Origin of the sequence: Thermomonas carbonis, assembly GCF_014396975.1 — a bacterium.
Taxonomy (GTDB): Bacteria; Pseudomonadota; Gammaproteobacteria; order Xanthomonadales; family Xanthomonadaceae; genus Thermomonas; species Thermomonas carbonis.
In genome coordinates, this window is the sequence record NZ_CP060719.1 from 877,082 (window position 1) to 903,199 (window position 26,118).

Here is a 26,118-nt window from a genome sequence, read left to right on the forward strand (position 1 = left end):
TGTCAGTCGATGCGTTCGTAGGCGGGAAGCGTCAGGAAGTCGGCGAGCTCGTCGGCATGGGTGAGCCGATCGAGCATCCCGATCGCTTCGTTGATGCGACTGGCACCGGGCATCCGCAGTTGGTCGTTGAACTTGCTGGGCAGGCCGATGAAGGCGCGCTCGAGCAGGGCGAAGTCGACCGGCGTGCCGTCGTCCAGATGCAGCGGCTCATGGCCGTCGTCGGCGAAGTGCAGCCACTGCCACAGCTGGGTGCGGGCGATCTCGGCGGTCGCGGCGTCTTCCATCAGCCAGTGGATCGGCACGCAGCCGTTGCCGTCGAGCCACGCCGCCAGGTAGCGCACGCAGACCTCGACGTTGCCCTCGAAGCCGGCCTTGCTGATCGTGCCCAGCGAGGGCCGCAACAAGTCGTCGCGCTCCGCATGCACGTCATCGCGGGCGATATGGACCTGGTTGGCCTCCGGCATGTGCGCGTCGAACACCTCGCGGGCCAACGGGATCAACGCGGGATGTGCGACCCAGGTACCGTCGTGGCCGGCAGTGACTTCGCGCAGCTTGTCGGCGCGGACGCGGGCCAGCGCGGCACCATTGGCAGCGTCATCGCCACTGATCGGGATCTGCGCGGCCATGCCACCCATCGCATGCGCGCCGCGGCGATGGCAGGTCTTGACCAGCAACTCCGAATACGCGCGCAGGAACGGCTGCACCATCGTCACCTGGCCGCGCTCTGGCAGCACCCGGTCGCGATGCCGGCGCAGGGTCTTGATGTAGGAAAAGATGTAGTCCCAGCGACCGCAGTTGAGGCCGACGATGCGGTCCTTCAGCGCGTGCAGGATCTCGTCCATCTCGAACGCGGCCGGCAGCGTCTCGATCAGCACGGTGACCTTGACCTGGCCGTGCGACAGGCCCAGGGTGGCCTCGATGTCGCCGAGCACCGCGTTCCACAGCGCCGCCTCTTCCATCGACTGCAGCTTGGGGATGTAGAAGTAGGGGCCGCGATCCTTGGCCGCCAGCGCCACCGCGTTGTGGAAGCAGAACAGACCCAGGTCGAACAGGCTGGCCGAAAGCCGCTGGCCGTCGACCAGCACGTGCTTCTCGTCCAGGTGCCAGCCGCGCGGGCGCACGATCAGGACGGCCTGCTCGGCCTCGGGTCGGAGCGCGTAGGCCTTGCCGTTGTCACCGGTGAATTCCAGGGTGCCTTTGATCGCCTCGCGCAGCGCCTCCTGGCCGGCCAGCAGGTTCGCCCAGGTCGGCGCGGTGCTGTCCTCGAAGTCGGCCATGTAGCAGTTGGCACCGGAGTTCAGCGCATTGATCACCATCTTCGGGTCGACCGGACCGGTGATCTCGACGCGGCGGTCCTGCAGCGCGGCCGGGATCGGCGCGACGCGCCAGTCGCCGTTGCGGATCGGGGCGGTGTCGGGGCGGAAATCCGGCAGGGCGCCGGCATCGAAGGCGGCCTGGCGGGTGCGGCGGGCGGCCAGGCGGGCCTGGCGCTCACCCTCGAAGCGGACATGCAGGCCGGCGAGGAAGGCTTGCGCCGCGGGGGTCAGCAGCGCCTCCTGGCCCGGCAGGCTCCGGGTCAGATCCACGGTGCCCGGCTCGGGGCGGTCTTGCAGCACAGCGGACATCGACAACTCCAGCGTTCGATCAGTGGGGAACCGAACCATCCGCCTGCGTCTGGTATTTGACAAACCAGATTTGTCAATGATTACTATTAGAAAATCTAATACAGATATCGAAACCGTGGCGGATAGCCCTTCCAGCAACATCCGCTTCGCCTACAAGGGCTCGCGACTGAAGCCTTTGCGGGCGTTCTGCCAAGTGGCGCGGCTGGGATCGGTGAGCCGTGCCGCGGAAGCGCTGTACCTCAGCCAACCGGCAGTGACCCTGCAGTTGCAGGCGCTGGAGCGCGAACTGGGCGTGCGCCTGCTGGAGCGCAGCGGACGCCGGCTGACCCCCACCCGCGAAGGCGAACTCCTCTACGAACTGGCCAAGCCGCTGGTGGAAGGGCTGGACGGGCTGGCGGCCAGCTTCCGCGAGCAGGTGCGCGGGCTGGATGCCGGCGAGCTAAACGTGGCCGCCGGCAGCTCGACCATCCTGTACCTGCTGCCCGGGATCGTGGACGCGTTCCGCCAGCGCCATGCCGACGTACGCCTGAGCCTGCACAACGTCACCGGTGCCGGCGGCCTGGACCTGCTGCGCAACGATGCGGTGGATCTGGCCGTGGGTTCGATGCTGGATGTGCCCGCGGACCTGACCTACGCCCCGGTCTACAGCTTCGAGCCGATGCTGATCATGCCGCCCGACCACCCGCTGGCCTCCAAGCGCGACCTGAGCCTGCAGGACCTGTCGCCGTACGGCCTGATCCTGCCGCCCAAGCGCCTGACCACGTATCGGCTGGTCGACCTGGTGTTCCAGCAAAACCGCGTGCCGTATACGGTGGCACTCGAAGTCGGCGGCTGGGAGGTGATCAAGCAGTACGTGGCGATGGGGCTGGGGATCAGCATCGTCACCGCGATCTGCCTGACCGAGGCCGACCGCCAGCGGCTGGCGGCGCGCTCGCTTGCGCGCTGGTTTCCCTCGCGCAGCTACGGCATCGTGATGCGCAAGGGCAAGTTCCTGTCATCGCAGGCGCGCGCCTTCGTCGAGCTGATCAAGCCGGAGCTGCTGTCCCCGCGCGAGCAGGATCGTGGCGGGCACTCCGAGCGCTGAGCGCCCCGTTCCGCCACATCGTAGGAAAGGCGGGTCATAGGAAAGGCGGGTCAGAGTCGAGTTTCGCCCGCGAAACTCGACTCTGACCCGCCTTTCCCTTTCGCCGTCCGTTACTTGCCCGGCGTGGCCAATGCGTCGGTCTTGTAGATCGCCACGTGCGGCACGCCGTCGCTGCCGATCCAGCCGCGGTACATGCCGCCGGTGTTGAACGGGAACGCCACGCTGCCATCCGCGCCCAGCGCGATCGCGCCGCCGTCGCCGCCGGCCTTGGGGATGTCGCGGTTGATGACGCGGTCGGCGGCGCGGGCGATGGGATCGCCGGCCAGCCGCACCCGCGCGCAGATCTCGTGGGCGGCGGCGGCGCGGATGTAGAACTCGCCCCAGCCGGTGCTGGACACCGCGCAGCGGTCGTCGGCCCAGGTGCCGGCGCCGATGATCGGCGCATCGCCGACGCGGCCGTAGCGCTTGTTGGTCATGCCGCCGGTCGAGGTCCCGCCGGCGAGCCGTCCCTGCGCGTCCAGTGCCAGCGCGCCGACGGTGCCGAAGTAGGCCTTGCCGGGCAGCACCAGCGGCGTGTTGCTGGCCTGCGCCTTCTTTTCCTCGTCGAGCGCCTTCTGCAACTGCTGCCAGCGCTTCTCGACGCGGAAGTACGCCGGGTCGACCAGGGTGACGCCCTGCTCCTTCGCGAACGCCTCGGCACCATCGCCGACCATCATCACGTGCCTGGACTTGTCCATGATCGTGCGCGCCAGCAGGATCGGGTTCTTCACCCGGCGCAGGCCCGCGGCCGCGCCGGCCTTGCCGCTGGCGCCGTCCATCAGCGATGTGTCCAGCTCGTTGCGTCCGTCGTGGGTGAACACCGCGCCACGCCCGGCGTTGAACTGCGGCGCATCCTCCAGCACGGTGATCGCGGCGGTCACCGCATCCACCGACGGCGCACCGGCCTGCAACTTCGCGTAGCCGGCCTTGAGCGCCTCGCGCAGGGCGGCGCGCGCCGCCTCTTCCTCGGCCGGCGTGAGGTCACCAGGCTCCACGCCCGCACCGCCATGGATCACCAGCAAGGGCGCATCCAGCGCGACCAGCACGCCATTGCGCACGGCGTAGTGGCGCTGGGCCAGCGGTTTTTCGACGCGGCCCTCGGGCAGGTGCAGCACGGAGTCCACGCCGGCGACCACGGTGTCGACGCGATCGAGCGTCATCGCGGTGTCTTCTGCCTGCTTCTGCCTGAAACCACCCTTGACCACGATCGCGCCGGCACCCGGTGCGGTGGCGTAGACGCGGGCACGGCCATCGCCTTCGACCGCGACCGCGGCGTCTTCGTCCACGCCGAGCCCGATCAGCGGCTTGCCGGCGAGGTGCTCGCCCTTGGCGACAAAGGCAATGAGACGACCAAGGCGGCCGCGCTCGCTGAAGTGGGTATCGGTGATCACGCCCTTGAGCTGGGCGATGTGCAGGAAGTCGGTTTCGATGGTGTTGCCGTCGCCGAGCGGGTCGGCCAGCGCCGCCGGGCTGACCTGGCTGCCGCCATCCATCGCGCCGTAAAGATATTCGCCGAGCATCGCCAGGCCGGCGCTGGTGCCGCCCAGCGGCTTGCCGGCGCGCACGTGCGCATCCAGCGCCTCGGCGACCGGGGTCCCGCGCCAGTAGCGCACGTAGCGCGACTGGTCGCCGCCGGCGATGAAGATGCCGTCCGCACGCTTCAGCGTGGCCAGGATCTTCGGATCGGTCGATGCCTCGCGATCCTTGAACACGAAGGTCTCGACCGACTTGATGCCGCCGACCTCGTTGAAGAATTCCTCGCCGATCTCGCCGGCCTGCGAGGCGCGCAACACCACGATGTGGCCATTGCCGGCCTGCTTCATGAACCAGCGCATCGCATCGAAGTTGCGGTCGCCGCCGCCCATCAGCAGCAGGCCAGGCTGGATCGTGCCGGGCGTCTTCGCGGCGACATCACCGATCACGTAATGGCCGACATCGGCCGCCAGCGCGCCGCCTGCAAGCAGCAGCCCCAGTGTTGCCGCAAGGAATTTCGAAACGCCGGCACGTCGCATCATCGGGTGTCCTCATTCGCCGTCATCGGCAGCCACGTTGGAAGACGAACGGCGGCGCGGTTTCCCCCGTTCGGCTATGGTGCGGCGATGCAGGCCGCGCTCGACCGCTGGTTCATCGACGAGATCCTCGTCCACGAGGGCGCGCTCGTGCGCTACCTGCAGCGCTGCTGGTCGCGCCGCGACGAGATCCACGACCTCCGCCAGGAAGTCTACGCGCGGGTCTACGAGGCCGCGGCCAAGTCGCTGCCGACCCAGCCCAAGTCGTTCCTGTTCGCCAGCGCGCGTCATCTCATGACCGATCGCCTGCGCCGCAGCCGGGTGGTCTCGATCGAACCGATGGGTGATTTCGAGCCTTCGCACGTCTTGGTGGATGACGTGTCGCCGGAGCGCTGGTGCGGCGGCAGGCAGGGATTGCTGCGGCTGGCCGAGGCCTTCGACCGCCTGCCCGACCGCTGTCGCGAGGTGGTCTGGCTGCGCCGCGTCGAGGATCTGTCGCAGAAGGAGGTGGCCGTGCGCCTGGGAATCAGCGAGAAAACCGTGGAAAAGCACATCGCCAAGGGCATGCGCCTGCTCGCCGATCATCTGCACGGCAGCGATGACGTGCGCACACCAAAGGCCGCCACCGTGGATCGTCGTGATGGACAGCAGCGCGCCGATTGACCACCCGCCCGGCGACAGCCGGAGCATCGAGCAATGCGCAGCCGAATGGCTGGCGCGCCGCGAGTTCGGCGCGTGGGCGGACGACGAGGAACAGGCGTTGCAGGCCTGGCTTGGCGCGAATACCGCGCACCGGGTCGCGTTCCTGCGCTTGCAGGCGGCGTGGTCGGAAAGCGACCGGCTGCAGGCGCTGGCCGCGGGCTGGAAGCAGCCGGGGCCGCCGCCACGCGGCTACTGGACCACGCCTGCCGGCGAACGCATCGAACTGGCACCACGCGAATCCACTCGCAGCGCACGGCTACCAAAGCTCGCTGCCGCCGCGGTGCTGGTGATCGCGTGCACGCTGGCGACCGGCCTGGGCTGGCGCAGCTACAACCGCGTCGACAGCGCACATTTGCAGACCGCGCTGGGCGCGACCGGGACGTTGCCGCTGGCCGACGGTTCGCAGGCGATCCTGGCCAGCGACAGCCGCATCGACGTGCGCCTCTCGCGCAAGCAGCGGCACATCGCGCTGGCGCAGGGCGAGGCGTTTTTCAGCGTGGCCAAGGATCCGGACCGCCCATTCGTGGTCGCCGCCGGCGGCCATGACGTGGTCGCGGTCGGCACCCGCTTCTCGGTGCGCCGCGATGGCCCCGACCTGCGGGTGGTGGTGACCGAGGGCACGGTGCGCCTGGAATCGCAGGCCGGCGGGAGCACGCGGCCGGCGTCGCTGTTGCCCGCCGGCAGCGTCGCACTGGTGCGTGGCGATGACGTACTGGTGCGCAGCGTGGCGCTGGACGATGCCGAACGCCTGCTGGATTGGCGGCAAGGCCTGCTGGCCTTCCGCGACACCACGCTGGCCGAGGCCGCCGCCGAGTTCAACCGCTACAACGCGCGCAAGCTGGTGATCGGCGATGCCGAGGCCGGCGCACTGCGGATCGGCGGCAGCTTCCGCGCCGACAACGCCACCGCCTTCGTGCGCCTGCTCGAGCAGGGCTTCCCGGTGCGCGCCGACGCATCCGGCGACCGCATCGTCCTGCACAGCCGCTGACCTCGCGCTGCGCCGGCGGGGGATTTCGCCGGTTCGTTCGTCCTGATCACTTGAAGCGCCGAACACAAGGCGCATGGGGAACCGTCTTGAAGCCATCTCGCCCGTTGCGCGCCCTGCTGCTGTCCCTGGCCTGTACCGCCGCGCTTGCCGCGCAGGCGCAGACCGCCCCCCGCATCGACATTCCCGCGGGCGACCTCGCCGCCGCGCTGGATGTCTACGCCCGTCAGTCCGGTACCCAGCTGGTCTATCGCGCCGACCAGCTGAAAGGCGCGCGCACACCGGGCGTGAAAGGCCAGGCAGCCTCGCCGCAAGCGCTGGATGCCCTGCTCAAGGGCAGCGGCTACCGCGCCCAGCGCGATGCCTCCGGCGCGGTGGTGATCGTGCCGCAGGCGGCCGCGAAGCCGGCAGCGGCCGCACCTCCCCGCCGCGCGCCGCGCAGGCCGCGCCGACACCGACCGTGGCCGATGACACCCCGGTCACCGATCTGCAGACCGTGCAAGTCACCGGATCGCGGATCCCGCGCGCTCAGGTGGAAGGGCCTGCGCCGATCACCCTGATCACCGCCGAGCAGATCCAGGCCGCGGGCCTGACCTCCGTGCCCGATGTGCTGCGCTCGCTCAGCCAGAACAGCGGCAGCGTGCAGGGCCAGCAGAACACCACCAGCGCGCAGTCCACGCCGGGTGCGCAGGCGGTCGACCTGCGCGGCCTCGGCCCGAACCACACCCTAGTGCTGATCAACGGCCGCCGCATCGCCGACTTTCCGCTGCCGCTCAACAGCCGCAGCAACTTCACCGACATCGGCAACATCCCGCTGGGCATGATCGACCGCGTCGAGGTGCTGACCGGCAGCGCTTCGGCGGTGTACGGCTCGGACGCGATGGCCGGCGTGATCAACTTCATCCTGAAGAAATCGACCGACGGCACGACGATCGACTATCGCTACGGCGACACCCAGCGCGGCGGCGGTGAATCGCACCGGCTGTCGCTGACCACCGGTTTCGAGCGCGGCAACTTCAGCGGCATCGTCGGCATCGAATTGCTCGACAAGCGCCCGCTGTGGGGCTTCGATCGCGATATCCAGGACTCCACGCTTGATGCGCCGACATCGCGTCGCCGCCTGCCGCGACTCGTCGCCCAACTCTACGACTGGGACGACGACGTCAACATCGGCCCGGCCGACGACTGCGCGGCGATGTCCGGCCTCAACGACGGCACCACCGTGCTGGCCGAAGACCGCTGGGGCGAGCCGCTGTGCGGCAGCGAGCGCGCCATCGCGTATCGCACCATCCAGAACCAGCGCAAGGGCGCGAATGTCTACGGCGCGCTGGAATACCGCTTCTCCAGCGACCTGTCCTGGTTCGCGGATTTCCAGCTGGGCCGGCAGACGGTCAAGCTGCTGACCGGCACCAACGGCAACGACGTGGCCAGCGACCACATGGGCTGGGAATTCCACGACCCGGACTCGACCGACAACAACGACAAGATCTTCTTCAATGCCGGCACCGGCCACTACGAAATCTGGTCGCGCCAGTTCGCGCCGGAAGAAGTCGGCGGCCTGCAGAACCGCATGAACAGCACCACCCAGAAAACCTTCGCGATCACCACCGGTTTCAACGGCACGCTGGGCGAGGACTGGACCTGGGAAGCGGCCTACAACCATTCCGAATACAAGGCCGTGGTGAAGATGCCGCGCATCGATGCCGCGGCCGCCAATCGTTTTTTCCTGGGCGAACGGCTCGGCTATGACGATGACGGCTACGCCATCTACAACCCCGACCCGACGCGCCTGTTCACCCCGCTGACGCCGGCCGAATTCGCCGCCATCGGGGTGATGTCGACCTGGCATCCGGTGGCCAAGAACGACAACGTCAGTTTCACCGCCAACACGCCGTCGCTGTTCACGATGCCGGCCGGCGACGTGGGCTTTGCCGGCGCGATCGAATACGGCAGCCAGTCCTACAAGATCAATCCCGATCCGCTGGCGCTGACCGACGACGCCTACTACGGTCCGCGCTACGGCGACGGCCGCGGCAGCCGCGACCACTGGAGCGCTGCGGGCGAGTTGCGCGTGCCGCTGCTGGCATCCCTGCAGGCCAGCGTGGCCGGCCGCTACGACCTGTACAGCTACGGCGACAAGAACCCGGGCAAGTTCACCTACAGCATGGGCCTGGAATGGCGGCCGCTGGATACCGTGCTGGTGCGCGGCTCCTACGGCACCGGCTTCCGCGCGCCGGACATGCACTACCTGTTCGCCGACAACGACTACTACCGCACCGTCTCCACCGATTACTACCAGTGCCGCAGCGAAGAACCCGGCTACAGCGATGCCGACTGCTACGACGACGGCAGCTGGGACGTGAACACGTTCGATGTCTACAAGGGCAACATGCAGCTGGACGTGGAAACCAGCAAGTCGTTCACTGCGGGCTTCGTCTGGTCGCCGTCCGCGAACTTCGATCTGGCCGTGGACTACTACCAGATCCGCATCGCCAACCAGGTGCAGACGCAGAGCCGCGAACTGCTGCGGGCCACCGAAGCGAACTGCCTGCTCGGCGTGACCGATGCCGGCGTGTCCGTCGACATCAATTCACCGACCTGCGTGGATGCGCTGGCCCGCGTGCTTCGCGAGGATCCCGCCGATCCGTTCAGCACCATCACCAGCGTCCTGTTCGCGCCGATCAACATCGCCAACGAGGAAACGTCGGGCATCGACGTGACCGCCAACTACCGCCTGCAGACCGCCAGCGCCGGCGATTTCCGCTTCACCGGCAACTACACCTGGGCGCACCGCCACAACCGCATGCTGTACCCGGGCGATCCGGAAGAAGACATGCTGGACCTGAGCTTCAGCGCCACCACCCTGCCGCGGACCAAGGGCAACGTGGGCGTGGACTGGGACCGCAACGCATGGGGTGCCGGCCTGTTCGGCAACTACGTGGGCCGCGTGGCCAACTACAACAACGATGCGTGGACCGGCGCGACCTGGCGTTTCAATGGCAGCGCGCGCTACGACATCAGCGATCACCTGCGGGTCTCGCTGTCGGTCAACAACCTGCTCGACAAGATGCCGCCCAAGGATGCGACCTGGGCCAATTATCCGTACTACGACACCTCGTGGTTCGACAGCATGGGCCGCAGCTACTACCTGCAGCTCACCTGGAAGCTCGGCGGCTCGCCGTTGTAATCCATTACCCCGCGTGGCGACACTTGCAGCCCCGGCATGCCGGGGCTTTTTTTCGTTCAGTCGGCCGGCTGCTGCACGTCGTGATTGCGACCCTTGTAGGGTTTGTACCAGCGCTGGATGCGGGCGATGTCGGCGTGCATGTCATCGGTCAACTCGAACACCGGGCCGATGCCGACCACCTTGTTGGCGTAATCGAAATACGCCAACACCACCGGCACCCCGGCGGCACGGGCGATGTGCCAGAACCCCGGCTTCCAGCGGTCGACCAGTTTCCGCGTGCCTTCCGGGGCGATGGTGAACCACATGCGGTCGGCGTTGCGGATCGCCATGACGGCTTGTTCCACCACGCCATGCGCGGCGCTGCGATCGACCCCGATCACGCCCTGCCAGACCGCCAGCGGCCCGAACAGCGGTGCTTTCACCAATGCTTGCTTGCCGAGGATCGACAGTTTCACGCCCATGCCCAGCTTCACAGCCGCCCCCCACACGCCGTCCCAGTTGGACGAATGCGGCGCAGCGATCAGCACGAATTTCGGCAGGTCGGGAAACGCGCCGACCATGCGCCAGCCGCCCAGCCGCAACACCGCACGACCCAGCCCTTCCATGAAACGATTGCGCGGCATCCGCGGCGCGCTGGGCGGCAATGCCAGCACCACGTCGTCGTTTTTTTGCGCGTTCAATCCCAATCCCGCCCCGTGCGTCCCTGCTTGATCGTCGCACGCCCGCGTTTCTCGCCCAACCGGCGTTCCTTGGCCCCGCGCGACGGCTTGGTCGCGATCCGCGGCTTGGGCGCATGCAGGCCGCCTTCGATGAAATGCGCCAGCCGCTCGCGTGCGTCCTGTCGATTGCGCTCCTGGGTGCGGAAGCGCTGCGCGGCGAGCACCAGCACGCCCTCGTTGGTCATCCGCCGGTCGCGCTTCGCCAGCAGGCGCTCGCGCACCGGCTCCGGCAGCGATGGCGACTGCGCCACGTCGAAGCGCAGTTCCACCGCGGTCGACACCTTGTTGACGTTCTGCCCACCCGGCCCCGACGCCCGCACGAAGCGTTCGATCAGTTCGTCGTCATCGATGGAAAGGTGGCCGACCTGCATGGCGCAATTCTAGGGCGGTTGCCATTCGCGGGCCGGGTTGGGACGATGCCGCACCCATCCCCCACGGAACCTGCCATGCGCCGTCTCGGCCTTGTCCTCGCCCTTGCCCTGTCCACCGCGTTCGCCAGTCCGGCATTCGCCGCCGATCCGCCGCCCGCGCCGCAACAGGCGTCCGCCGCCGACATCGACCGCCTGCTCCAAGTCATGGACATGCAAAAGATGATGAGCGGGATCATGGAGCAGATGTCCACCGTGCAAGGGCAGATGGTGGACGAAGCCTTCGGCAAGGACCTGTCCGATGCCGATCGCGAACGCATGCGCTCGGTGACGGCACGCAGCCAGGCAATGGTGGAGAAGCGCATGTCCTGGCCGGCGATCGAACCGATCATCCGCAAGGTCTACCTGCAACTGTTCAGCAAGCCGGAAGTGGACGCGATGATCGCGTTCTACGGCAGCCCCGAAGGCAGCTCGATCCTGCGCAAGGCACCGCAGGCGATGACGCTGACCATGCAGGAAATGCAGCCGCTGATGGAAGGCCTGATGGAAGACATCAAGGCCGACATCGACAGCGAAGCGAAGGCCCGCAAGGACTGACGCGGGCTCAGCGCGGCGCGGCGTCGAACAAGGCCAGCGCCTTCGCGAATTCCGCATCCACTGGCGCGCGCGTCTCGATGCGCTCGCCGGTGTGCGGATGCATGAAGGCCAGCCGCTGCGCATGCAGCAGCATGCGGTGGATGCCGAGCATGCGGAAGTTGCGGTTGTGGCGGCCATCGCCGTGGCTGCTGTCGCCGATCAGGTGATGGAAGTGGTGCTTGAGGTGGCGACGGATCTGGCGGAAACGACCGGTGCGCGGCGAGGCGCGCAACCACGCATAACGCGAGGTCGGAAAGCCGGCGGACGGCATCGACAACTCGCAGGTCGCCAATACCTCGTAATCGGTGATGGCCGGCTTCTTCTGCGGTTTGCCGGGCCCGCCGTCGAGCGGATGATCGATGGTGAAGATGGCTTCCGCCGGCCAGCCGCGGCAGATCGCCCAGTAGTCCTTTTCGACTTCGTGCGACATCAGGGTCTTGCCGAGTGCGGACGCGGTCTCGCGGTCGAAGGCCAGCAGCAGGCAGCCGCTGGTGGCGCGGTCGAGGCGATGGACGAGGAAGATCGGCTTGCCGAACTGCTCGCGCAACCGATCCGCGGCGAAGTCGGTTTCGCCACGCGCCAGCGCGCTGTCGTGGACCATCAGGCCAGCGGGCTTGCACACCACCGCCAACGACTCGTCGCGGAACAGCACGGGCAGGTCGAGCTTGATGTCGATGTCGATGTCGATGTCGACGTGCAGGGCATCGGGCGCGAGGTCGGTCATGCGCCATTGTCCCGCATCGCGTCAGCGCCGATGGGTTCTCGACGATGCGCGCGCTCAGGCGTGCAGGTCGCCTCCGCAGTGCCGGCGCTCCACTTGCAGGGTCGCGTGGTCGATGTCGAAGCGCTCGTGCAGCATCGCGGCCATCGCGTGGCGCACCGCGTCGGCATCGACGGTTTCGTTCGCCAGCAGGACGTGCGCGGTGAGGATCGGCTCCTTCGACCCCAGCGCCCAGACATGCAGGTCGTGCACGGTCGCCACGTCGGGCTGCGATCCCATTGCATCGCGGACCTCGTCCAGGTCCAGGCCGGAAGGCACGCCCTGCATCAGCACGTGGCCGGCGGCGCGCAGCAGGGTCCAGGTGCGTGGCAGCACCCACAGGCCGATCAGCACCGCGATGATCGGATCGACCACGGTCCAGCCGGTGAAGCGGATCAATAGCGCGCCGGCGATCACGCCCAGCGAGCCGAGCATGTCGCTCCACACTTCCAGGTATGCGCCCTTCATGTTCAGGCTTTCGCCGGCACCGGCCTGCAGCAACTTCATCGAGATCAGATTGACGACCAGGCCGAGCACGGCGACCAGCAGCATGCCGCTGGATTCGACATGCGGTGGTTGGCTGAAGCGACCGATCGCTTCCCACAGGATGTAGCCGGCGACCAGGAACAGCAGGCCGCCGTTGACCAGCGCACCGATCGCTTCCATCCGCGCATAGCCGTAGGTGCGCTTCGCGTCCGCTGGCCTGCGCGCCATCCGCACCGCAAACAGCGAAATGCCCAGCGCGAGCACGTCGGTCATCATGTGCGCGGCATCGGACAGCAAGGCCAGGCTGTTGGTCAGCAGGCCGCCGACCACTTCCACGATCAGGAACGCCAGGGTCAGGCCGAACGCGATCCACAACGGTCGTTCGAACTTGATCGTGCTGGGCACATGACTGTGCCCGGCGCTACCGTGGTCATGCCGGTGGTGATCGTGCCTGTGGTCGTGGCCTGCGCCCATTGCCCGACGTCCGTTTCGCGATGACGCCACCCTAGCGAGCGCCGCGCGGGTTACACAATTTCACTGCGACCACTGCGCGGCATCTGCTTCGCACCGTGCAGCCACGCGTACAGCGCGGGCAGCACCAGCAACGTGAGCAGCGTGGAAGAAACGATCCCGCCGATTACCACCGTCGCCAGCGGTCGCTGCACTTCCGAACCCGCACCGACATTGAGCGCCATCGGCACGAAGCCGAGCGAGGCCACCAGCGCGGTCATCAGCACCGGACGCAAACGGCCGAGCGCGCCATCGACGATCGCATCGCCGAGTGCAATGCCCTGCTCGCGCAGCGTGCGGATGAAACTGATCATCACCAAGCCGTTGAGCACGGCGATGCCGGACAGCGCGATGAAGCCCACGCCCGCCGAGATCGACAGCGGGATATCGCGCAGCCACAACGCCAGCACGCCCCCGGTCAGCGCCAGCGGCACGCCGCTGAACACGATGGCGGCGTCCTTGGCCGAGCCGAAGGCCATGAACAGCAGGCCGAAGATCAGCAGCAACGTCACCGGCACCACGATGGACAGGCGCCGGCTGGCCGAGATCAGTTGCTCGAAGGTGCCGCCGTAGTCGATCCAGTAGCCTTCCGGCAGGGTCACCTCACGCGCGACGGCGGATTGCACATCGGCCACGAATCCGCCAAGGTCGCGCTCGCGCACGTTGGCGCTGACCACGATGCGGCGCTTGCCGTCCTCGCGATTGATCTGGTTCGGCCCGAGTCGAGATTCGATGTTCGCCACGTCGCGTAGCGGCACCGTGCGCGGCTCGCCGGTCTGCCAGCGCGCGATTCCGCTGGATTCGTCCGCCTGCCCGCCTTCTCCCAGTGCGATCGGCAGTTCGGCAAGCGCGCGCGGATCCTCGCGCAAGTGATCGGGCAAGCGCACCACGATGTCGAAGCGGCGGTCGCCCTCGAACAGCTGCCCGGCGTCGCGACCGCCCACGGCAATCGCCACGGTCTCCTGCAACTGGCCCGGATTGAGTCCGTAATTCGCCAGCGCGACGCGATCCGGTTCCACCGTCAGCAGCGGCAGGCCGGTGACCTGCTCCCCCTTGACGTCGGCTGCGCCGGGCACGCGCTTGATCGCCGCTTCGATCTGCCTGGCGACGCGCACCAGCTGGTCGAGGTCGTCGCCGTAGACCTTCACCGCCACATCCGCGCGCACGCCGGAAATCAGTTCATTGGTGCGCATCTGGATCGGTTGGGTCACTTCGTAGTTGTTGCCGGGCACGGCGGCGATCACCGCTTCGATATCCTCCAGCAATTGCAGTTTCGGCTTGCCGGGATCCGGCCAGTCCTTGCGGTCCTCGAGCATCACGAAGGTGTCGGCGATCGAAGGCGGCATCGGATCGTTGGCGACCTCGGCGGTACCGATGCGACCGAACACCCGCTGCACTTCCGGCAGCTTCGCCAGCGCGGCTTCCAGCGTCTTCTGCATCTCCACCGACTGGCTCAGGCTGGTGCCCGGGATGCGCAGCGCCTGGACCACGACATCGCCTTCGTCGAGATTGGGGATGAACTCGCTGCCCAGTCGCGTCGCCAGCAGGCCACACAGCACGGTGAGCACGGCAGCACCGGCCACCACGCCGACTCGCAGCCGCAGCGCCGCCCGCAGCACGGGCGCGTAGCGGCGCTTGCACCAGCCGATCAAACGATTTTCGCGCTCATCCACCTTGCCGCCCAGGAATGCGGCGACGGCCGCCGGCACGAAGGTCAGCGACAGCAGCATCGCGCCGGTCAGCGCCAGCACCACGGTCACGGCCAACGGGTGGAACATCTTTCCCTCGATGCCATCGAAGGCAAAGATCGGCAGATAGACCGCGGCGATGATGCCGAGGCCGAACAGGCTCGGCCGGATCACTTCCGCCGTTGCCGAGGCCGTGGCGTCGAGTCGTTCCTGATGGTTCAGCGCGCGGCCAAGCCGATGCTGCAGCTCGCCGAAGCGACGCAGGCAGTTCTCGATGATGATGACGGCGCCATCCACGATCAGGCCGAAATCCAGCGCACCCAGGCTCATCAGATTGCCTGACACGCCACCGCGCACCATGCCGATCAGGGTGAACAGCATCGCCAGTGGAATCACCGCCGCGGTGATCAGCGCCGCGCGGATGTTCCCGAGCAACAGGAACAGCACCACGATCACCAGCAACGCACCTTCCACCAGGTTCTTCGCCACCGTGGCGATGGTGCGATCGACCAGTGCGGTGCGGTCGTACACCGCCGTCGCGGTCACGCCTTCCGGCAGGCTGGCATTGGCGTCGCGCAATTTTGCCGCGGCGGCGCGCGAAACCTCGCGGCTGTTGGCACCGACCAGCATCACCACGGTGCCGACCACCGCCTCGTGGCCGTTCTGGGTCGCCGCACCGCTGCGCAGTTCGCGGCCTTCGCCGACCTGAGCCACGTCGCGGACGCGGATCGGCACGCCCTCGCGACGATCCAGCACGATCAGCGCGAGCTGCTGCGCATCGCCGACCTGGCCGGGCACGCGCACCAGCAACTGCTCGCCGTTGCGCTCGATGTAACCGGCCCCGACGTTGCGGTTGTTGCTGGCCACCGCCGCGACCACGTCCTGCAAGGTGAAGCCGAGTGCGCGCAGCTTCACCGGATCCGGTGTGACGTGGATCTGCCGCTCGTAACCGCCGATGGTATTGACCTCGGTGACGCCGGGCACGTTACGCAACTGCGGGCGGATCACCCAGTCCTGCAGGGTGCGCAGGTCGGTGGGCGTGTACGCGCTGCCATCCGGCTTGCGTGCGCCGGGTTTGGCATCGACCGTGTACATGAAGATCTCGCCCATGCCGGTGGCGATCGGACCCATCGTGGGTTCGAGCCCTTCGGGCAATTGCGCACGTGCCTGCTGCAGGCGTTCGGCCACCTGCTGGCGGGCGAAGTAGATGTCGGTGCCGTCCTTGAACGCCACCGTCACTTGCGACAGCCCGTAGCGCGAGATCGAGCGCGTGTAGTCCAGCCCTGGCAGACCGGCCAGCACGGTCTCGATCGGGAACGTCACCCGCTGCTCGGATTCCAGCGGCGAATAGCCGGGCGTCTCGGTGTTGACCTGCACCTGGATGTTGGTGATGTCGGGCGTGGCATCGATCGGGAGTTTCGTGAAGCTCCAGCCGCCCAGCGCGATGAGCGCCAGCGTGAGCGCCAGCATCATCCAGCGATGGCGGACGGAAAAAGCGATCAGTGATTCGAGCATGGCGCGCCTCAGTGCTCGTGCGTCGCAGCGGACTTGCCGATGTCCGCCTTGACCAGGAAGCTCTGCGCGACGACGACCTGTTCGCCGGGCTTCAGTCCCGCGGTGATTTCGACGCTCTTCGCATCGCGACGACCGAGCGTCACCACGCGTTCCTCGTAGCGTTCACCCTCGCGCACATAGACCACGTCGCGACCGCCTTCGTCGGTCTGCAACGCGGTGAGCGGCACCACCTGCGCGGCATCGGCGCGATCCACCACGATCCGCGCGCGCACTGCGGAACCGGGACGCCACAGGCCATCGATGTTGCCGATCGTCGCGCGCGCCACCGTGCTCTGGCTGGCCGTGGCGGTGCCGGGCAGGATGCGTTCCAGCGTGGTCTCGGCGCCGACGCCGTCGCTCATTCGCGTCACCGTCACCGGAATCCCCGCGGTGATATGGCCGGCATCGTTGCCGAAGATGTGCAGGTCGACCCACAACGTGGACAGGTCGGCGACCTCGAACAACGGCATGCCTTCGCCCGCCACTGCGCCGACCGAGGCAGAGCGCTGCAGGATCACGCCGGAGATCGGCGAAGCCACCGTGTACGTGGTCAGGCTGAGGTTGCTTTCGATGCTTGCCAGCGGCTGGCCGGCGCGCACGCGGTCGCCGATGTTGGCGCGCAATGCGCGGATCGGGCCGGGGAAGCGCGCCATCACCTGGGCGACGTGGCCCTCGACCGGCGTCAGCAGGCCCTGCACCTCGTGTTCGTCGGCGATGCTGCCGGGAGCAACGGCGGCCACGCGGATGCCGGAGGTCTCGGCGATCGCGGCGGGAATGGTGGTGGCGGCCGCGCCTTCCTCGTGACCGGCTTCACCCTCGCCTTCTTCATGACCGCCTTCTTCGTGGCCATGTTCATCGTGACCGGCGTCTTCGGCATGCGTGTCGCTTTCGGCGTGTGCGGCGTCGGACTTGTCGCCGCAGGCGGTGATTGCCGCTGCCAGCACAAGCAACATGAGGAGGCGGGGAATGCGGTTCGTCGATGTCATGGCGTGTTTCCCCGTGCGGACGACGCGGCGTCCACGACCAGCGATTGACCGGTCAGGCGTTGCAGTTCGATCAGCGCGCGCTGGGCATCCAGCGCGACCTCGAGTTGTTGTTTGCGAGCCGCGGTGCGCTCGGATTGCAGCTGCGCCCATTCGAGGTAGCTGATCGCGCCGGCGCGATAGGCGCGCTCGGCGGCGGCTTCGGCACGCGCCAACTTGGGCAGCACGTCATCGCGCAGACGCGCCACTTCAAGCTGTGCCACGCGGTAGCGGCCATGTGCCTCGACCAATGTGGAATAGAGGGCCATGTCCTTCGCTTCGCGTTCGATTTCCAGCGAGGCGAGTTCGGCCTCGGCGGCGCGGATCGCCGGTTGCGCACGGCTGCGTGCACCCAGCGGCATCGACACCCCGGCGACCAGGCCGAAGTCGCCGCGGGCCTGCAACCGGCGCACGCCGAACGACCAGTCCAGGTCGGCAACGGACTCGCTGCGCACCAGTTGCAGACGTGCTTCACGCACCCGCGCATCGCTGGCGAAGGCGTGCAATTCCGGCGTGCGTTCCAGCAGCGCCGCCAGTGCGCCCATGTCGCTCATCTTCGGCAACGTCAACGGATCGCCCGCCTCGACATCGAAGCTCGGCGCTCGCTCGCCCCATAGCGCGGCCAGATGCTGGCGCGCGGCGATGACACGCTGCGCGGCGCGATCGCGATCCAGTTCCGCGCGCGCTAGTGCGGCCTGCGCAGTGAGGACCACCGATTCCGGCGAAGCCCCGGCCTGCAGACGCTGGCGTGCGCCGGCCACGGTGCGCGTGCGCTGGGCGATGTCGAGCAGCGCGATCTCGCGCTGTTCGCGCGCACCGGTCATCGCCAAGTAACGCCGCGCGGTCTCGGCCAGCAGGTCGAGCCGTCGGGTTTCGCGTTCGACGGCAAATGCGTCGATGCGGCGGTCGGCCAGTGTGCGCCGCGCGTCGAGTTTACCGCCGCGTTCGAACACCGACGACAGGTTCAAGGTGAGTTCGGTGCCTTGCAGGCCGCGTGCATCGCCGCTGCCAAGCGCGTTCTCCAGCTCCGCACCAATCCGCAAGGGCGCACGCAACATGGACCGGTCGCGTTCGGCCAGCAGCACGTGCTGGCGCGGGCCAAGCAGGCGCAGATCGGGATGACTGTCGGCGACGCGGGCGAAGGCATCGTCGAGGCTGAGGATCGTCGATGAATCAGGCATCGCTTGCGCGCGTGCGGGCAGGCACGGCACAAGCGACAGGACGGCCAATGCCGCCAATCGCAACCACATGGGACTTCTCCGAAAGATGAACGACGTCGGCCGGCTCGGCCGGCGAATGCGTCAGTTCGTGATCGGAGGTCGTTGATCCACGGACTCATCACTCGACGCGAAGTCGAGGCAAGTCGGCGTGCTGCAGTTGCCGGGGCGGAGCCCGGTCATCAGCAGTTGCGTCGCCGGCAACTGCGCGGTGGCATGCAGGCAGCAATCCCCGCAGGCCGGGTTGGCGCAGCAATCGCCGGCGTCATCAGCGGTCGATGCCGCATCGGCGTCGTGATCGAACACGATGCGCACATCCTCGACATCGCATGCCGCGGCCAACACCGGCTGCAGGCAAGTGCCCAGCATCAACATGGCCAACAGGACCATGCGCAGGCAAGCCAGCAGGGAGGTGCGACGCGACATGGCGCGCACCTTACCCGCTGCCCATGCGGTTACACAATCACTTCGCCGGCACGGCCTTGGCATCGCCTAGCAACGGCAACACCTGCTGCAACAGCTTTGCGGTGATCTGGTGCGGCTGGCGCTCGTTGTAGTTGGTGGTGGTCACCACCACCACGACGCGCTGTCCGGGGAACACTTGCACGCTGTTGCCGCCGCTGCCGTTCATCGAATACGACCGCCACGTCGACTGCCCCACCGGCCAGCGCATCAGCCACCACAGGTAGCCGTAGTCCATGTCGTCGTTGGCCTTCGCGTGCGCCACCACCGAGGCCGCCACCCACGCCGCCGGCACGATCCGCTTGCCGTCGTGCACGCCGCCGTCCAGGTAGAGCTGGCCCAGCGCGAGCAAGTCGCGGCTGCGCAGGCCCAGGCCGCCGCCGGTCTGGGCGATGCCCACCGGCGAGAACTGCCATTCCGGTGCCTCGATCCCGAGCGGCGCGAACAGCTTGCGCTGCGCGTAGTCCTGCAGCGGCTCGCCGACGGCCGACTGGATCACCGCACCGAGCGTGGTCGAGCCGGCGGTGCAATAGCGGAAGTTGCGCCCATGCGGTGAATCCTTCGGCTTCGGCATCCATGCCGGGAAGCCCTGGATCGGCAGGTCGAGATAGAACTGCACCCAATCCTCGACCAGGTACATGCGCTCCTCGTTGCCGCGCGAGAACTGGTTCTCGTCGTCGCATTCCAGCAGCGAGGACATCGTCATCAGGTCCTCGACGGTGATCGCGTCCTTGCGCGGATCGGGATTCTGCAGCGGCAGCTTGTCGCGCAGCAGCGGCATGATCGGTGCCTGCGCCCCGCTCAACTTGCCATCGGCGATGGCGATGCCGGCGAGCATGCCGGCCACGGTCTTGGTCGCCGAGCGCGTGTTGCGACGCGCCTGCGCGCCGCCTTCGTCGAAATAGGCCTCGTACACCAGCTTGCCATCGCGCGCGACCAGCACGCTGGTGACCTGCTTGTACTCGCCGGCGCGGATGGATTTGTCGACCGGATCGAAGCGCGGGTCGTTGGCGGCGAGTGCCGGAGCGACGGCGAGTGCGATGGCGACGAACAGCAGGCGACGGATCATGCGGGAGATTCTCGTTGAGCGAAGACGACAGCCTGCGCGCGACGGCGACGCCGTTCTTGCAGATTCGCAACCTGCAGCCGACTCAAGCGCCGCAATTGCAACGGACTGAGGCCAACCGCACGTTGCAGCGCATGGCTCATGTGGCTCTGGTCGGCGAAACCGCACGCGCCGGCCACCTCGGCCAACGGTTGCGTGCCGCCACACAGCCCCGCAATGGCCAGCTCCACGCGGCGTTGTCGCAGGTAATCGCCGGGAGAGCAGCCATGCGCGCGGCGGAACGCACGGGCGAAATACACCGGGTGCAGGCCGGCCTCGCGGGCCAGTTCCGCCACGCCCGGCACGTTGCCCACATCGTCCTCCAAGCGCGCACGCGCACGCACCAGCCACGCGCTGCCGGATGCCTCGGCTGCCGCGTCGCTGATGCCGGCGCTGCGCGCCAGCAACGCCTGCACTTCCGCTTCGATCGCGAGTACCGAGGTGTCGTCGAAGTCGATCAGCTGCCGCCACAGGCGATACGCCTCCGGCAATGCCAGCGCCGGCAATCGCGTTGCATGCGATGGCACGGCGGCACCGGCGGTCGCCTGTGTCCACAACGCACTGTCCAGTGACACGGTCAGGAAGCGCGCGTCATCGAGCGAATGAAAACAATCGCGATGATGCGTGCCCGGCGGATTCAGGAGTACGACCGGTTCAACGCAAACCTCGGGCATTGCGCGTGCGCTGCTCAGGTAGGCACCGCGATGCAGCACCAGCAGGTGCGCTTCGTCATGCGTGTGCGTGTGCACGTCTTGGCGCGGCACGGTCGGGCGCATGTCGGCCAGCTCGATGCCGGAGAACCGGCGACGCGTCTGCCGATCCCCCAGGAACTGGCCCGCCGCGAAACGCATCGATCAGCGCCGTGGCCACGCCGCCAGCAAGGCCCATGCACCGCCCACACCGGCAACCCAGGTCGCCACCGGCACGCCAATCAGCTGCGGGCCACCGGCCTCCAGCGCGTACAGCACTGCAGCGACGATCAGCAGGCCAACGCCCAGGATCGCCGCGACCACGCGCTTCTGCAGCGCGCCCAGCGTCTGCGTGATGTCGCGAATATCCTGCGAGCGCATCGCCAATTCATGCTTGCCCTCGACCTGCTGCTGCAGCCAGGCGTGCAAGAGCCGCGGCACATCCGGCGCGCGGGTGATCATTTCCGGCAGGCGCTTGCGGAATTCGCCGGCAAGCCGCTGCGGGCTGTAGCGCTCGACCAGGATTTTTTCCAGCACCGGCTTCGCCACCGCCCAGATGTCGATCTCCGGATCCAGCTGGCGGCCCACGCCCTCGATGTTGAGCAGGGTCTTCTGCAGCAGGATCAATTGCGGTTGCAGGGTCAGTTCGTAGCGCTGCGCGGTGCGGAACAATTTGACCAGCACTTCCGCCAGCGAAATCTCGCTGAGCGGGCGAGTGAAATACGGTTCGCAGACCGCACGCGCGGCGGCTTCCAGTTCGTCGATCCGGATGTAGGACGGCATCCAGCCGGCCTGCACATGCAGCTCGGCGATGCGGCGGTAATCGCGGTTGAAGATCGCCATGAAGTTCTCGGCGAGGTAGTACTGATCTTCACTGGACAGCTGGCCCATGATCCCGAAATCCAGGGCGATGAAGCGCGGGTTCTGCTTGCGCGTGGCATCCACCCAGATGTTGCCGGCGTGCGCATCGGCATGGAAGAAATTGTCGCGGAACACCTGCTGGTAGAAGACGCGCACACCCTTCGCCGCCAGCGCCTTGCGATCGATGCCGGCGGCGTCGAGCGCGGCGATGTCGTCGGACGGGATGCCGCGCACGCGCTCCATCGTCATCGCACGCTCGGCGGTGTGGGACCAGATCACCTCGGGCACGTACAGGTCGGGCGAATCGGTCCAGTTGCGGCGCAGCAGGCTGGCGTTGCCGGCCTCGCGCTGCAGGTCGAGCTCGGCGGCGAGGGTGGTTTCGATCTCGGCGACGATCTCGCGCGGGCGGATCTTGTCGGCGCGCGGATGGGTGCGGTCGACGATCGCGGCCACGCTGTTGAGCAAGGCGATGTCGCCGGCGATCTGCCTGCGGATCCCGGGGCGCAACACCTTCACCACGACCTCGCGGCCGCCATGCAGGGTCGCCGCGTGCACCTGCGCAATGCTGGCCGAGGCCAGCGGCGTGGTGTCGAAGGTCTCGTAGGCCTCGGCGATGCCGCGACCGAGTTCCGTTTCCACCAACGTGCGCGCCACGTCGCCATCGAAGGACGCAACGCGATCCTGCAACTGGGTCAGTTCCTCGGCGATGTCCGGCGGCACCAGGTCGCGCCGGGTCGACAGGATCTGCCCGAACTTGACGAAGATCGGACCGAGCTCCTGCAGCGCCAGGCGCAGGCGTTCGCCGCGCGACAACAAGGCGACCCGGGGCGATGCCCGTGGCACGAACGGCCGCGCCAGTTTCAGCCAGCGCTCGGCCGGGGTGTCGTCCAGCAGATCGTCCAGCCGATAGCGCAGCAGCACCCGGCCGATTCGCACTGCGCGCAGGGCGGACTTCATGCGTCCAGCCCGCGTTCGCGGCGCACGCGCGCGATTTTCGCGGCGATGCGTTCGACGTCGTCGCGCAGCGCGTCGACATCGTCGTGGAAGGCATCGAGCTCGGCGCGCGGCACCACGTCGCGGCTTTCCTCGGTGACGAATTCGGCGGCGGTCTCCGCCAGGTTCTTGCCCACCACTTGTGCCTGCTTCAACCCGGCCGACACCGCTTTCGCAATCTGCACGCCCAGCACGTCGCCGAACACGCGGGTGAACGGCAGCGCCCAGTCGGGATCGAAGCGTTGCGCCAGTTGCTGCAGGCGACGCGCAAGTTCGGCATCGCCCTCGATGCGCAACTTGCCGACCGGCGGTGCGTCGTCGCGACGGAACATCGGAATCTGGCCAAGCAAGCCGGCCAGCGTGGTTCGCACGCCGAGGTCGGGTTCCTGCCCGGCATCGACGGGGCCGACGCGGAGCGCCTCGCCTTCCACCCGCACCTGCAAGGCCATCGGCGGCGAGGTCAGCTGCAGCGCAACGCGCTGGCCGTCGAGCCCGCGCAGCGCGGCCTGGGTTTCAGCGTCCAGGGACAGCGCGCGGTTCAGCGCCACTTCCAGCGCCTTGCCCGCAGGTTGCTTCCAGTTGAAGGGCGTTTCGGTCATGCGGGCATTGTAGCTTTGCCCCGCCCTCTGGCCGGCCGGTATGCGCAGCCGCTCCGTCCAGTCATCCACGACTGAGTCGCGGCCGCGGGCCCTCCATGGCCCGCTCTGCACATACCGGCCGGCCAGAGGGCTACCTGTGTGGCGATGTGAACGACGCCGAACTCAAGAGCGAAACGAAGCCTTCAAGCGTTCCAGCCCTTCCGCCATCGTCACCTTCGGCACGTAACCAAAATCGCGGGTGGCCGGCGCCATCGAATACCAGTGCGATGTCGACAGCTGTTCGGCAAGGAACCGCGTCATCGGCGGCTCACCCTTCAGCGGCAGGACCGTCCACAAGCCTTCGCAGGCAATGCCGACCGCGTACGCCACGCCGAATGGCAGGTGCTTGTGGACTTCGGGCGCACCGGCCGCGCGCAGCAGGCCATTGAGCACGTCGCGCATCGGCCATGGCTCGCCGTTGCTGATGAAGTAGGCCTTGCCCGCACAAGCCGCGCCCGGGGCGAGGTGCTCGAGCGCATCGAAATGCGCCTGCGCGGCGTTGTCGATGAAGGTGGTGTCGACCTTGTTGTCGCCACTGCCGACGATGCGCAGCCGCCCGGCGTTCGCACGCTCCACCAATCGCGGCAGGATCTGGTTGTCGCCCGGCCCCAGATCAGTCGCGGGCGCAACGCGATGGTCGCCAGGCTCGCATTATTCGCCCCGAGCACGGTTTTCTCGGCGATGGTCTTGGTGGTGGCGTAATGCGCCTGGAAATGTTCGCCGTATGGCACGGTCTCGGCGGTGCCGCCTTCGACTGGATGGGTGGCGCGATGGGTGACGCTGGGCGTGGAGGTGTAGATCAGCTTGCCGATGCCGTGCGCGCGACAGGCATCGAGTACGTTCTGGGTGCCGACCACGTTGGCCCGGTGGTAGCTGTCGTAGCTGCCCCAGGCACCGGCTTTCGCGGCGTTGTGGAACACCGCACCGAACCCGCCCGCGAATGCGGCCAGCACTGCTTCGCGATCGGCGAGATCACCGGCGACCTGCCTCACACCGATTGTGTCCAGTGCGGGGTAGTGACCGCGATTGAAACTGGTGAGCTCATGCCCACGGCCGACCAGGCCGCGGCACAAGGCTTGCCCGAGGAAACCGCCACCGCCGGTCACGAGGATCTTCATTCGCTGTCCTTCAATGGCTGCTTCGCCGCCCAGACCGCCAGCTTCTCCCGCCCGATCTTGGCGTTGTGGCGGATATCGACGGGGAATGCTTTCGGGTAACGCAGGAACGCCTTCACTTTCGCGGTGTGCACGAAGCCTTCGCCGATGTGGCGCAGTTCGTCGTTGATCTCCGCGATATCGACGGACACGCCGGGTTTGAGTTCGTATACCAGCACCGGCGTCTGATTGCCCTTCGGCCCGATCCCGACCAGTGCACTGCGCAACACCGACGGATGCGTGTTGAACACCGGCTCGACCTGTTCGGTGCACAGTGTGGTGAGGTCGTCGACGACGACGCGCTGCGACTTGCGTCCGCAGAACCACAGCCGGCCTTCGCCATCGCACCAGCCCAGGTCGCCCATGCGGTGGACGATGCGCTCGCAGCCGTCGGGCAAGCGCTCGCGGATCTTCGCCAGCGCAGTCTGCGCGTCGCGGTTGAAGTAGCTGTCGGTCGCGCTGGGGCCGGCCACGGTGATCTCGCCGACCTGCCCCGCACCGACCAGCAAGGCGTCGTCCCATCCTGCAATCGCGTCATCGCTGATGCGGATGATGCGCACCGTATTACCTGCGACGGGACGGCCCACGCACGTGCCGGCACCGGTTTCGGTGCGTGCGCGCAGCGTCAGCAGTTCGCGACCTTCGATGACCGCGACCGGCAGGCATTCGGTGGCGCCATACGGCGTCCACAACTGCGCATCGGCCGGCAGAAGTTCGAACATGCGCTGCACGACCGCAGGCGGCACCGGTGCGCCGGCGCTGGTGACGCGCTTCACCGTGGGCAGCTTTTCGCCATGCGTGGCCAGCACCTGCATCAATGCAGGGGAACCGAACAACTGGGTGATGCCGAAACGCGCGATGGCCGCATGCAATTTGCGCGGATCGGCAAGCGCGGGCTTGGTCGGATCCATGTCGGGAATGATCGAGGTCAGTCCCAGCGCGGGATCGAACAAGGCGAACGGCGGGAACGTGGGCAGGTCGATGCCGCCGGGCGCGATCCCGAACGCCGTGCGCAACATCTCGATCTGCGCAACGAAATGCCGGTGCCGATAGACCACGCCCTTGGGCACGCCGGTACTGCCGCTGGTGAACAGGATGCCGGCCACGTCGTCCGGCTGGGTGCCCGCCAGTTGCGGTGGCGCGTTGGCACCGTCGCGCTCGACATCGGCCAGCGTGGCATCGGCCAGCCATGCGCGTGTGCCGGTGGTGATGCGCACGCGCGCGGATCGTGCCCATCCCAGCAGGGCCCTCGCCATCATCGCCAGCGGGATGCCGATGAAGGCCTCGGGTTTTGCTTCGTCCAGGCATTGCTTCAGCGCGCGCTTGTCGATGCCGGGATCGACCAGCACCGGCACCGCGCCGGCCTTGAACAACGCGAACATCAACAGGAAGAACTCCGGCGTGGGCCGCACCATCACCACCGTGCGCGTGCCGCGGACGATGCCGCGCTTCGCCAGCCCGGCGGCGATGGCGTCGCTGCGCGCGTCCAGCTGCGCATAGGTCAGGGCAACGTCGTATCGGCCATTGCGACCGGGGCAACGCATCGCGACCTGTTCGGGGCGCTCGCGGGCGAGCCGCGGCAGCGCGGCGGCGATGTTGCAGGTCTCGGATTGCGTCTCGCTCAT

At 67.6% G+C, this 26,118-nt stretch carries 21 protein-coding genes and 2 pseudogenes; 6 read left to right on the top strand and 17 right to left on the bottom strand.

Annotation, left to right across the window (positions count from 1 at the left end):
* Window positions 1–2: 2 nt before the first annotated feature.
* Window positions 3–1,625: a malate synthase A gene (aceB, locus tag H9L16_RS04115; protein ID WP_187553303.1), complete on the bottom strand. Its 1,623-nt coding sequence runs from the start codon at window positions 1,623–1,625 to the stop codon at window positions 3–5.
* A 115-nt stretch (window positions 1,626–1,740) separates the two neighbouring features.
* On the opposite strand from aceB, the gene H9L16_RS04120 reads away from it, so the two are divergent.
* Complete coding sequence (locus H9L16_RS04120) at window positions 1,741–2,709, top strand: LysR family transcriptional regulator (RefSeq protein ID WP_229796538.1); 969 nt, start codon at window positions 1,741–1,743, stop codon at window positions 2,707–2,709.
* A gap of 110 nt (window positions 2,710–2,819) precedes the next feature.
* Here the strand turns inward: H9L16_RS04120 and H9L16_RS16110 are convergent, their stop codons facing one another.
* Window positions 2,820–3,827 (bottom strand): isoaspartyl peptidase/L-asparaginase family protein, encoded by a 1,008-nt coding sequence (locus H9L16_RS16110; RefSeq protein ID WP_229796580.1) that lies wholly within the window; start codon window positions 3,825–3,827, stop codon window positions 2,820–2,822.
* A 477-nt stretch (window positions 3,828–4,304) separates the two neighbouring features.
* Window positions 4,305–4,763, bottom strand: a pseudogene (locus tag H9L16_RS16375) (isoaspartyl peptidase/L-asparaginase); the annotation flags it as partial.
* A gap of 84 nt (window positions 4,764–4,847) precedes the next feature.
* On the opposite strand from H9L16_RS16375, the gene H9L16_RS04130 reads away from it, so the two are divergent.
* The 4 genes from H9L16_RS04130 (at window position 4,848) to H9L16_RS04145 (ending at window position 9,631) form a co-directional block, all read left to right on the top strand.
* Window positions 4,848–5,420: an RNA polymerase sigma factor gene (locus H9L16_RS04130; protein WP_187554042.1), complete on the top strand. Its 573-nt coding sequence runs from the start codon at window positions 4,848–4,850 to the stop codon at window positions 5,418–5,420.
* Window positions 5,398–6,447: a FecR family protein gene (locus H9L16_RS04135; RefSeq protein ID WP_187553306.1), complete on the top strand. Its 1,050-nt coding sequence runs from the start codon at window positions 5,398–5,400 to the stop codon at window positions 6,445–6,447. The genes H9L16_RS04130 and H9L16_RS04135 overlap by 23 nt, the downstream gene beginning before the upstream one ends.
* Before the next feature lie 86 nt (window positions 6,448–6,533).
* Window positions 6,534–7,004, top strand: coding sequence for an STN domain-containing protein (locus tag H9L16_RS04140; protein ID WP_187553307.1), 471 nt, complete (start codon window positions 6,534–6,536; stop codon window positions 7,002–7,004).
* On the top strand, window positions 6,905–9,631 hold the full coding sequence (locus tag H9L16_RS04145; RefSeq protein ID WP_187553308.1) for a TonB-dependent receptor: 2,727 nt from the start codon (window positions 6,905–6,907) through the stop codon (window positions 9,629–9,631). The genes H9L16_RS04140 and H9L16_RS04145 overlap by 100 nt, the downstream gene beginning before the upstream one ends.
* A 56-nt stretch (window positions 9,632–9,687) precedes the next feature.
* On the opposite strand, the gene H9L16_RS04150 is transcribed toward H9L16_RS04145, so the two are convergent.
* Both H9L16_RS04150 and arfB read right to left on the bottom strand, forming a co-directional pair.
* Window positions 9,688–10,254, bottom strand: a complete 567-nt coding sequence (locus tag H9L16_RS04150) for a 1-acyl-sn-glycerol-3-phosphate acyltransferase (protein WP_187554043.1) — start codon at window positions 10,252–10,254, stop codon at window positions 9,688–9,690.
* A gap of 53 nt (window positions 10,255–10,307) precedes the next feature.
* Complete coding sequence (gene arfB / locus H9L16_RS04155; protein ID WP_187553309.1) at window positions 10,308–10,721, bottom strand: alternative ribosome rescue aminoacyl-tRNA hydrolase ArfB; 414 nt, start codon at window positions 10,719–10,721, stop codon at window positions 10,308–10,310.
* Between the two features lie 75 nt (window positions 10,722–10,796).
* Here arfB and H9L16_RS04160 point away from each other — a divergent pair, with 75 nt between their 5' ends.
* Window positions 10,797–11,315: a DUF2059 domain-containing protein gene (locus tag H9L16_RS04160; protein ID WP_187553310.1), complete on the top strand. Its 519-nt coding sequence runs from the start codon at window positions 10,797–10,799 to the stop codon at window positions 11,313–11,315.
* A 7-nt stretch (window positions 11,316–11,322) separates the two neighbouring features.
* Here H9L16_RS04160 and H9L16_RS04165 read toward each other — a convergent pair whose 3' ends face one another.
* The 12 genes and pseudogenes from H9L16_RS04165 to oleC all read right to left on the bottom strand — a co-directional run bounded on the left by H9L16_RS04165 (window position 11,323) and on the right by oleC (window position 26,118).
* Window positions 11,323–12,078, bottom strand: a complete 756-nt coding sequence (locus H9L16_RS04165) for a pseudouridine synthase (RefSeq protein WP_187553311.1) — start codon at window positions 12,076–12,078, stop codon at window positions 11,323–11,325.
* A 54-nt stretch (window positions 12,079–12,132) separates the two neighbouring features.
* The gene (locus tag H9L16_RS04170) at window positions 12,133–13,074 is read right to left on the bottom strand and encodes a cation diffusion facilitator family transporter (protein WP_187553312.1); all 942 of its coding nucleotides are present in this window, start codon (window positions 13,072–13,074) and stop codon (window positions 12,133–12,135) included.
* 50 nt (window positions 13,075–13,124) lie between these two features.
* Window positions 13,125–16,313, bottom strand: a complete 3,189-nt coding sequence (locus H9L16_RS04175; RefSeq protein ID WP_187553313.1) for an efflux RND transporter permease subunit — start codon at window positions 16,311–16,313, stop codon at window positions 13,125–13,127.
* Window positions 16,314–16,321: 8 nt separating this feature from the next.
* Window positions 16,322–17,338 carry an efflux RND transporter periplasmic adaptor subunit gene (locus tag H9L16_RS04180; protein ID WP_187553314.1) on the bottom strand — a complete coding sequence of 339 codons (1,017 nt, stop codon included), beginning with the start codon at window positions 17,336–17,338 and terminating at the stop codon, window positions 16,322–16,324.
* Entirely contained in the window at window positions 17,335–18,624 is a 1,290-nt protein-coding gene (locus tag H9L16_RS04185; RefSeq protein WP_187553315.1) for a TolC family protein, read from the bottom strand. Before H9L16_RS04185 ends, H9L16_RS04180 begins: the two co-directional genes overlap by 4 nt.
* A gap of 51 nt (window positions 18,625–18,675) precedes the next feature.
* Window positions 18,676–19,017 carry a hypothetical protein gene (locus H9L16_RS04190; RefSeq protein WP_187553316.1) on the bottom strand — a complete coding sequence of 114 codons (342 nt, stop codon included), beginning with the start codon at window positions 19,015–19,017 and terminating at the stop codon, window positions 18,676–18,678.
* A gap of 37 nt (window positions 19,018–19,054) precedes the next feature.
* Window positions 19,055–20,122, bottom strand: coding sequence for a serine hydrolase domain-containing protein (locus H9L16_RS04195; protein WP_187553317.1), 1,068 nt, complete (start codon window positions 20,120–20,122; stop codon window positions 19,055–19,057).
* The gene (locus H9L16_RS04200) at window positions 20,119–21,009 is read right to left on the bottom strand and encodes a helix-turn-helix domain-containing protein (protein WP_187553318.1); all 891 of its coding nucleotides are present in this window, start codon (window positions 21,007–21,009) and stop codon (window positions 20,119–20,121) included. Before H9L16_RS04200 ends, H9L16_RS04195 begins: the two co-directional genes overlap by 4 nt.
* A gap of 3 nt (window positions 21,010–21,012) precedes the next feature.
* Entirely contained in the window at window positions 21,013–22,665 is a 1,653-nt protein-coding gene (ubiB, locus tag H9L16_RS04205; protein ID WP_187553319.1) for a ubiquinone biosynthesis regulatory protein kinase UbiB, read from the bottom strand.
* Window positions 22,662–23,300 carry a ubiquinone biosynthesis accessory factor UbiJ gene (locus H9L16_RS04210; RefSeq protein WP_187553320.1) on the bottom strand — a complete coding sequence of 213 codons (639 nt, stop codon included), beginning with the start codon at window positions 23,298–23,300 and terminating at the stop codon, window positions 22,662–22,664. The genes ubiB and H9L16_RS04210 overlap by 4 nt, the downstream gene beginning before the upstream one ends.
* 162 nt (window positions 23,301–23,462) lie before the next feature.
* Window positions 23,463–24,544, bottom strand: a pseudogene (gene oleD / locus H9L16_RS04215) (2-alkyl-3-oxoalkanoate reductase).
* Window positions 24,454–26,118: an olefin beta-lactone synthetase gene (gene oleC, locus H9L16_RS04220; RefSeq protein WP_187553321.1), complete on the bottom strand. Its 1,665-nt coding sequence runs from the start codon at window positions 26,116–26,118 to the stop codon at window positions 24,454–24,456. Before oleC ends, oleD begins: the two are co-directional and overlap by 91 nt.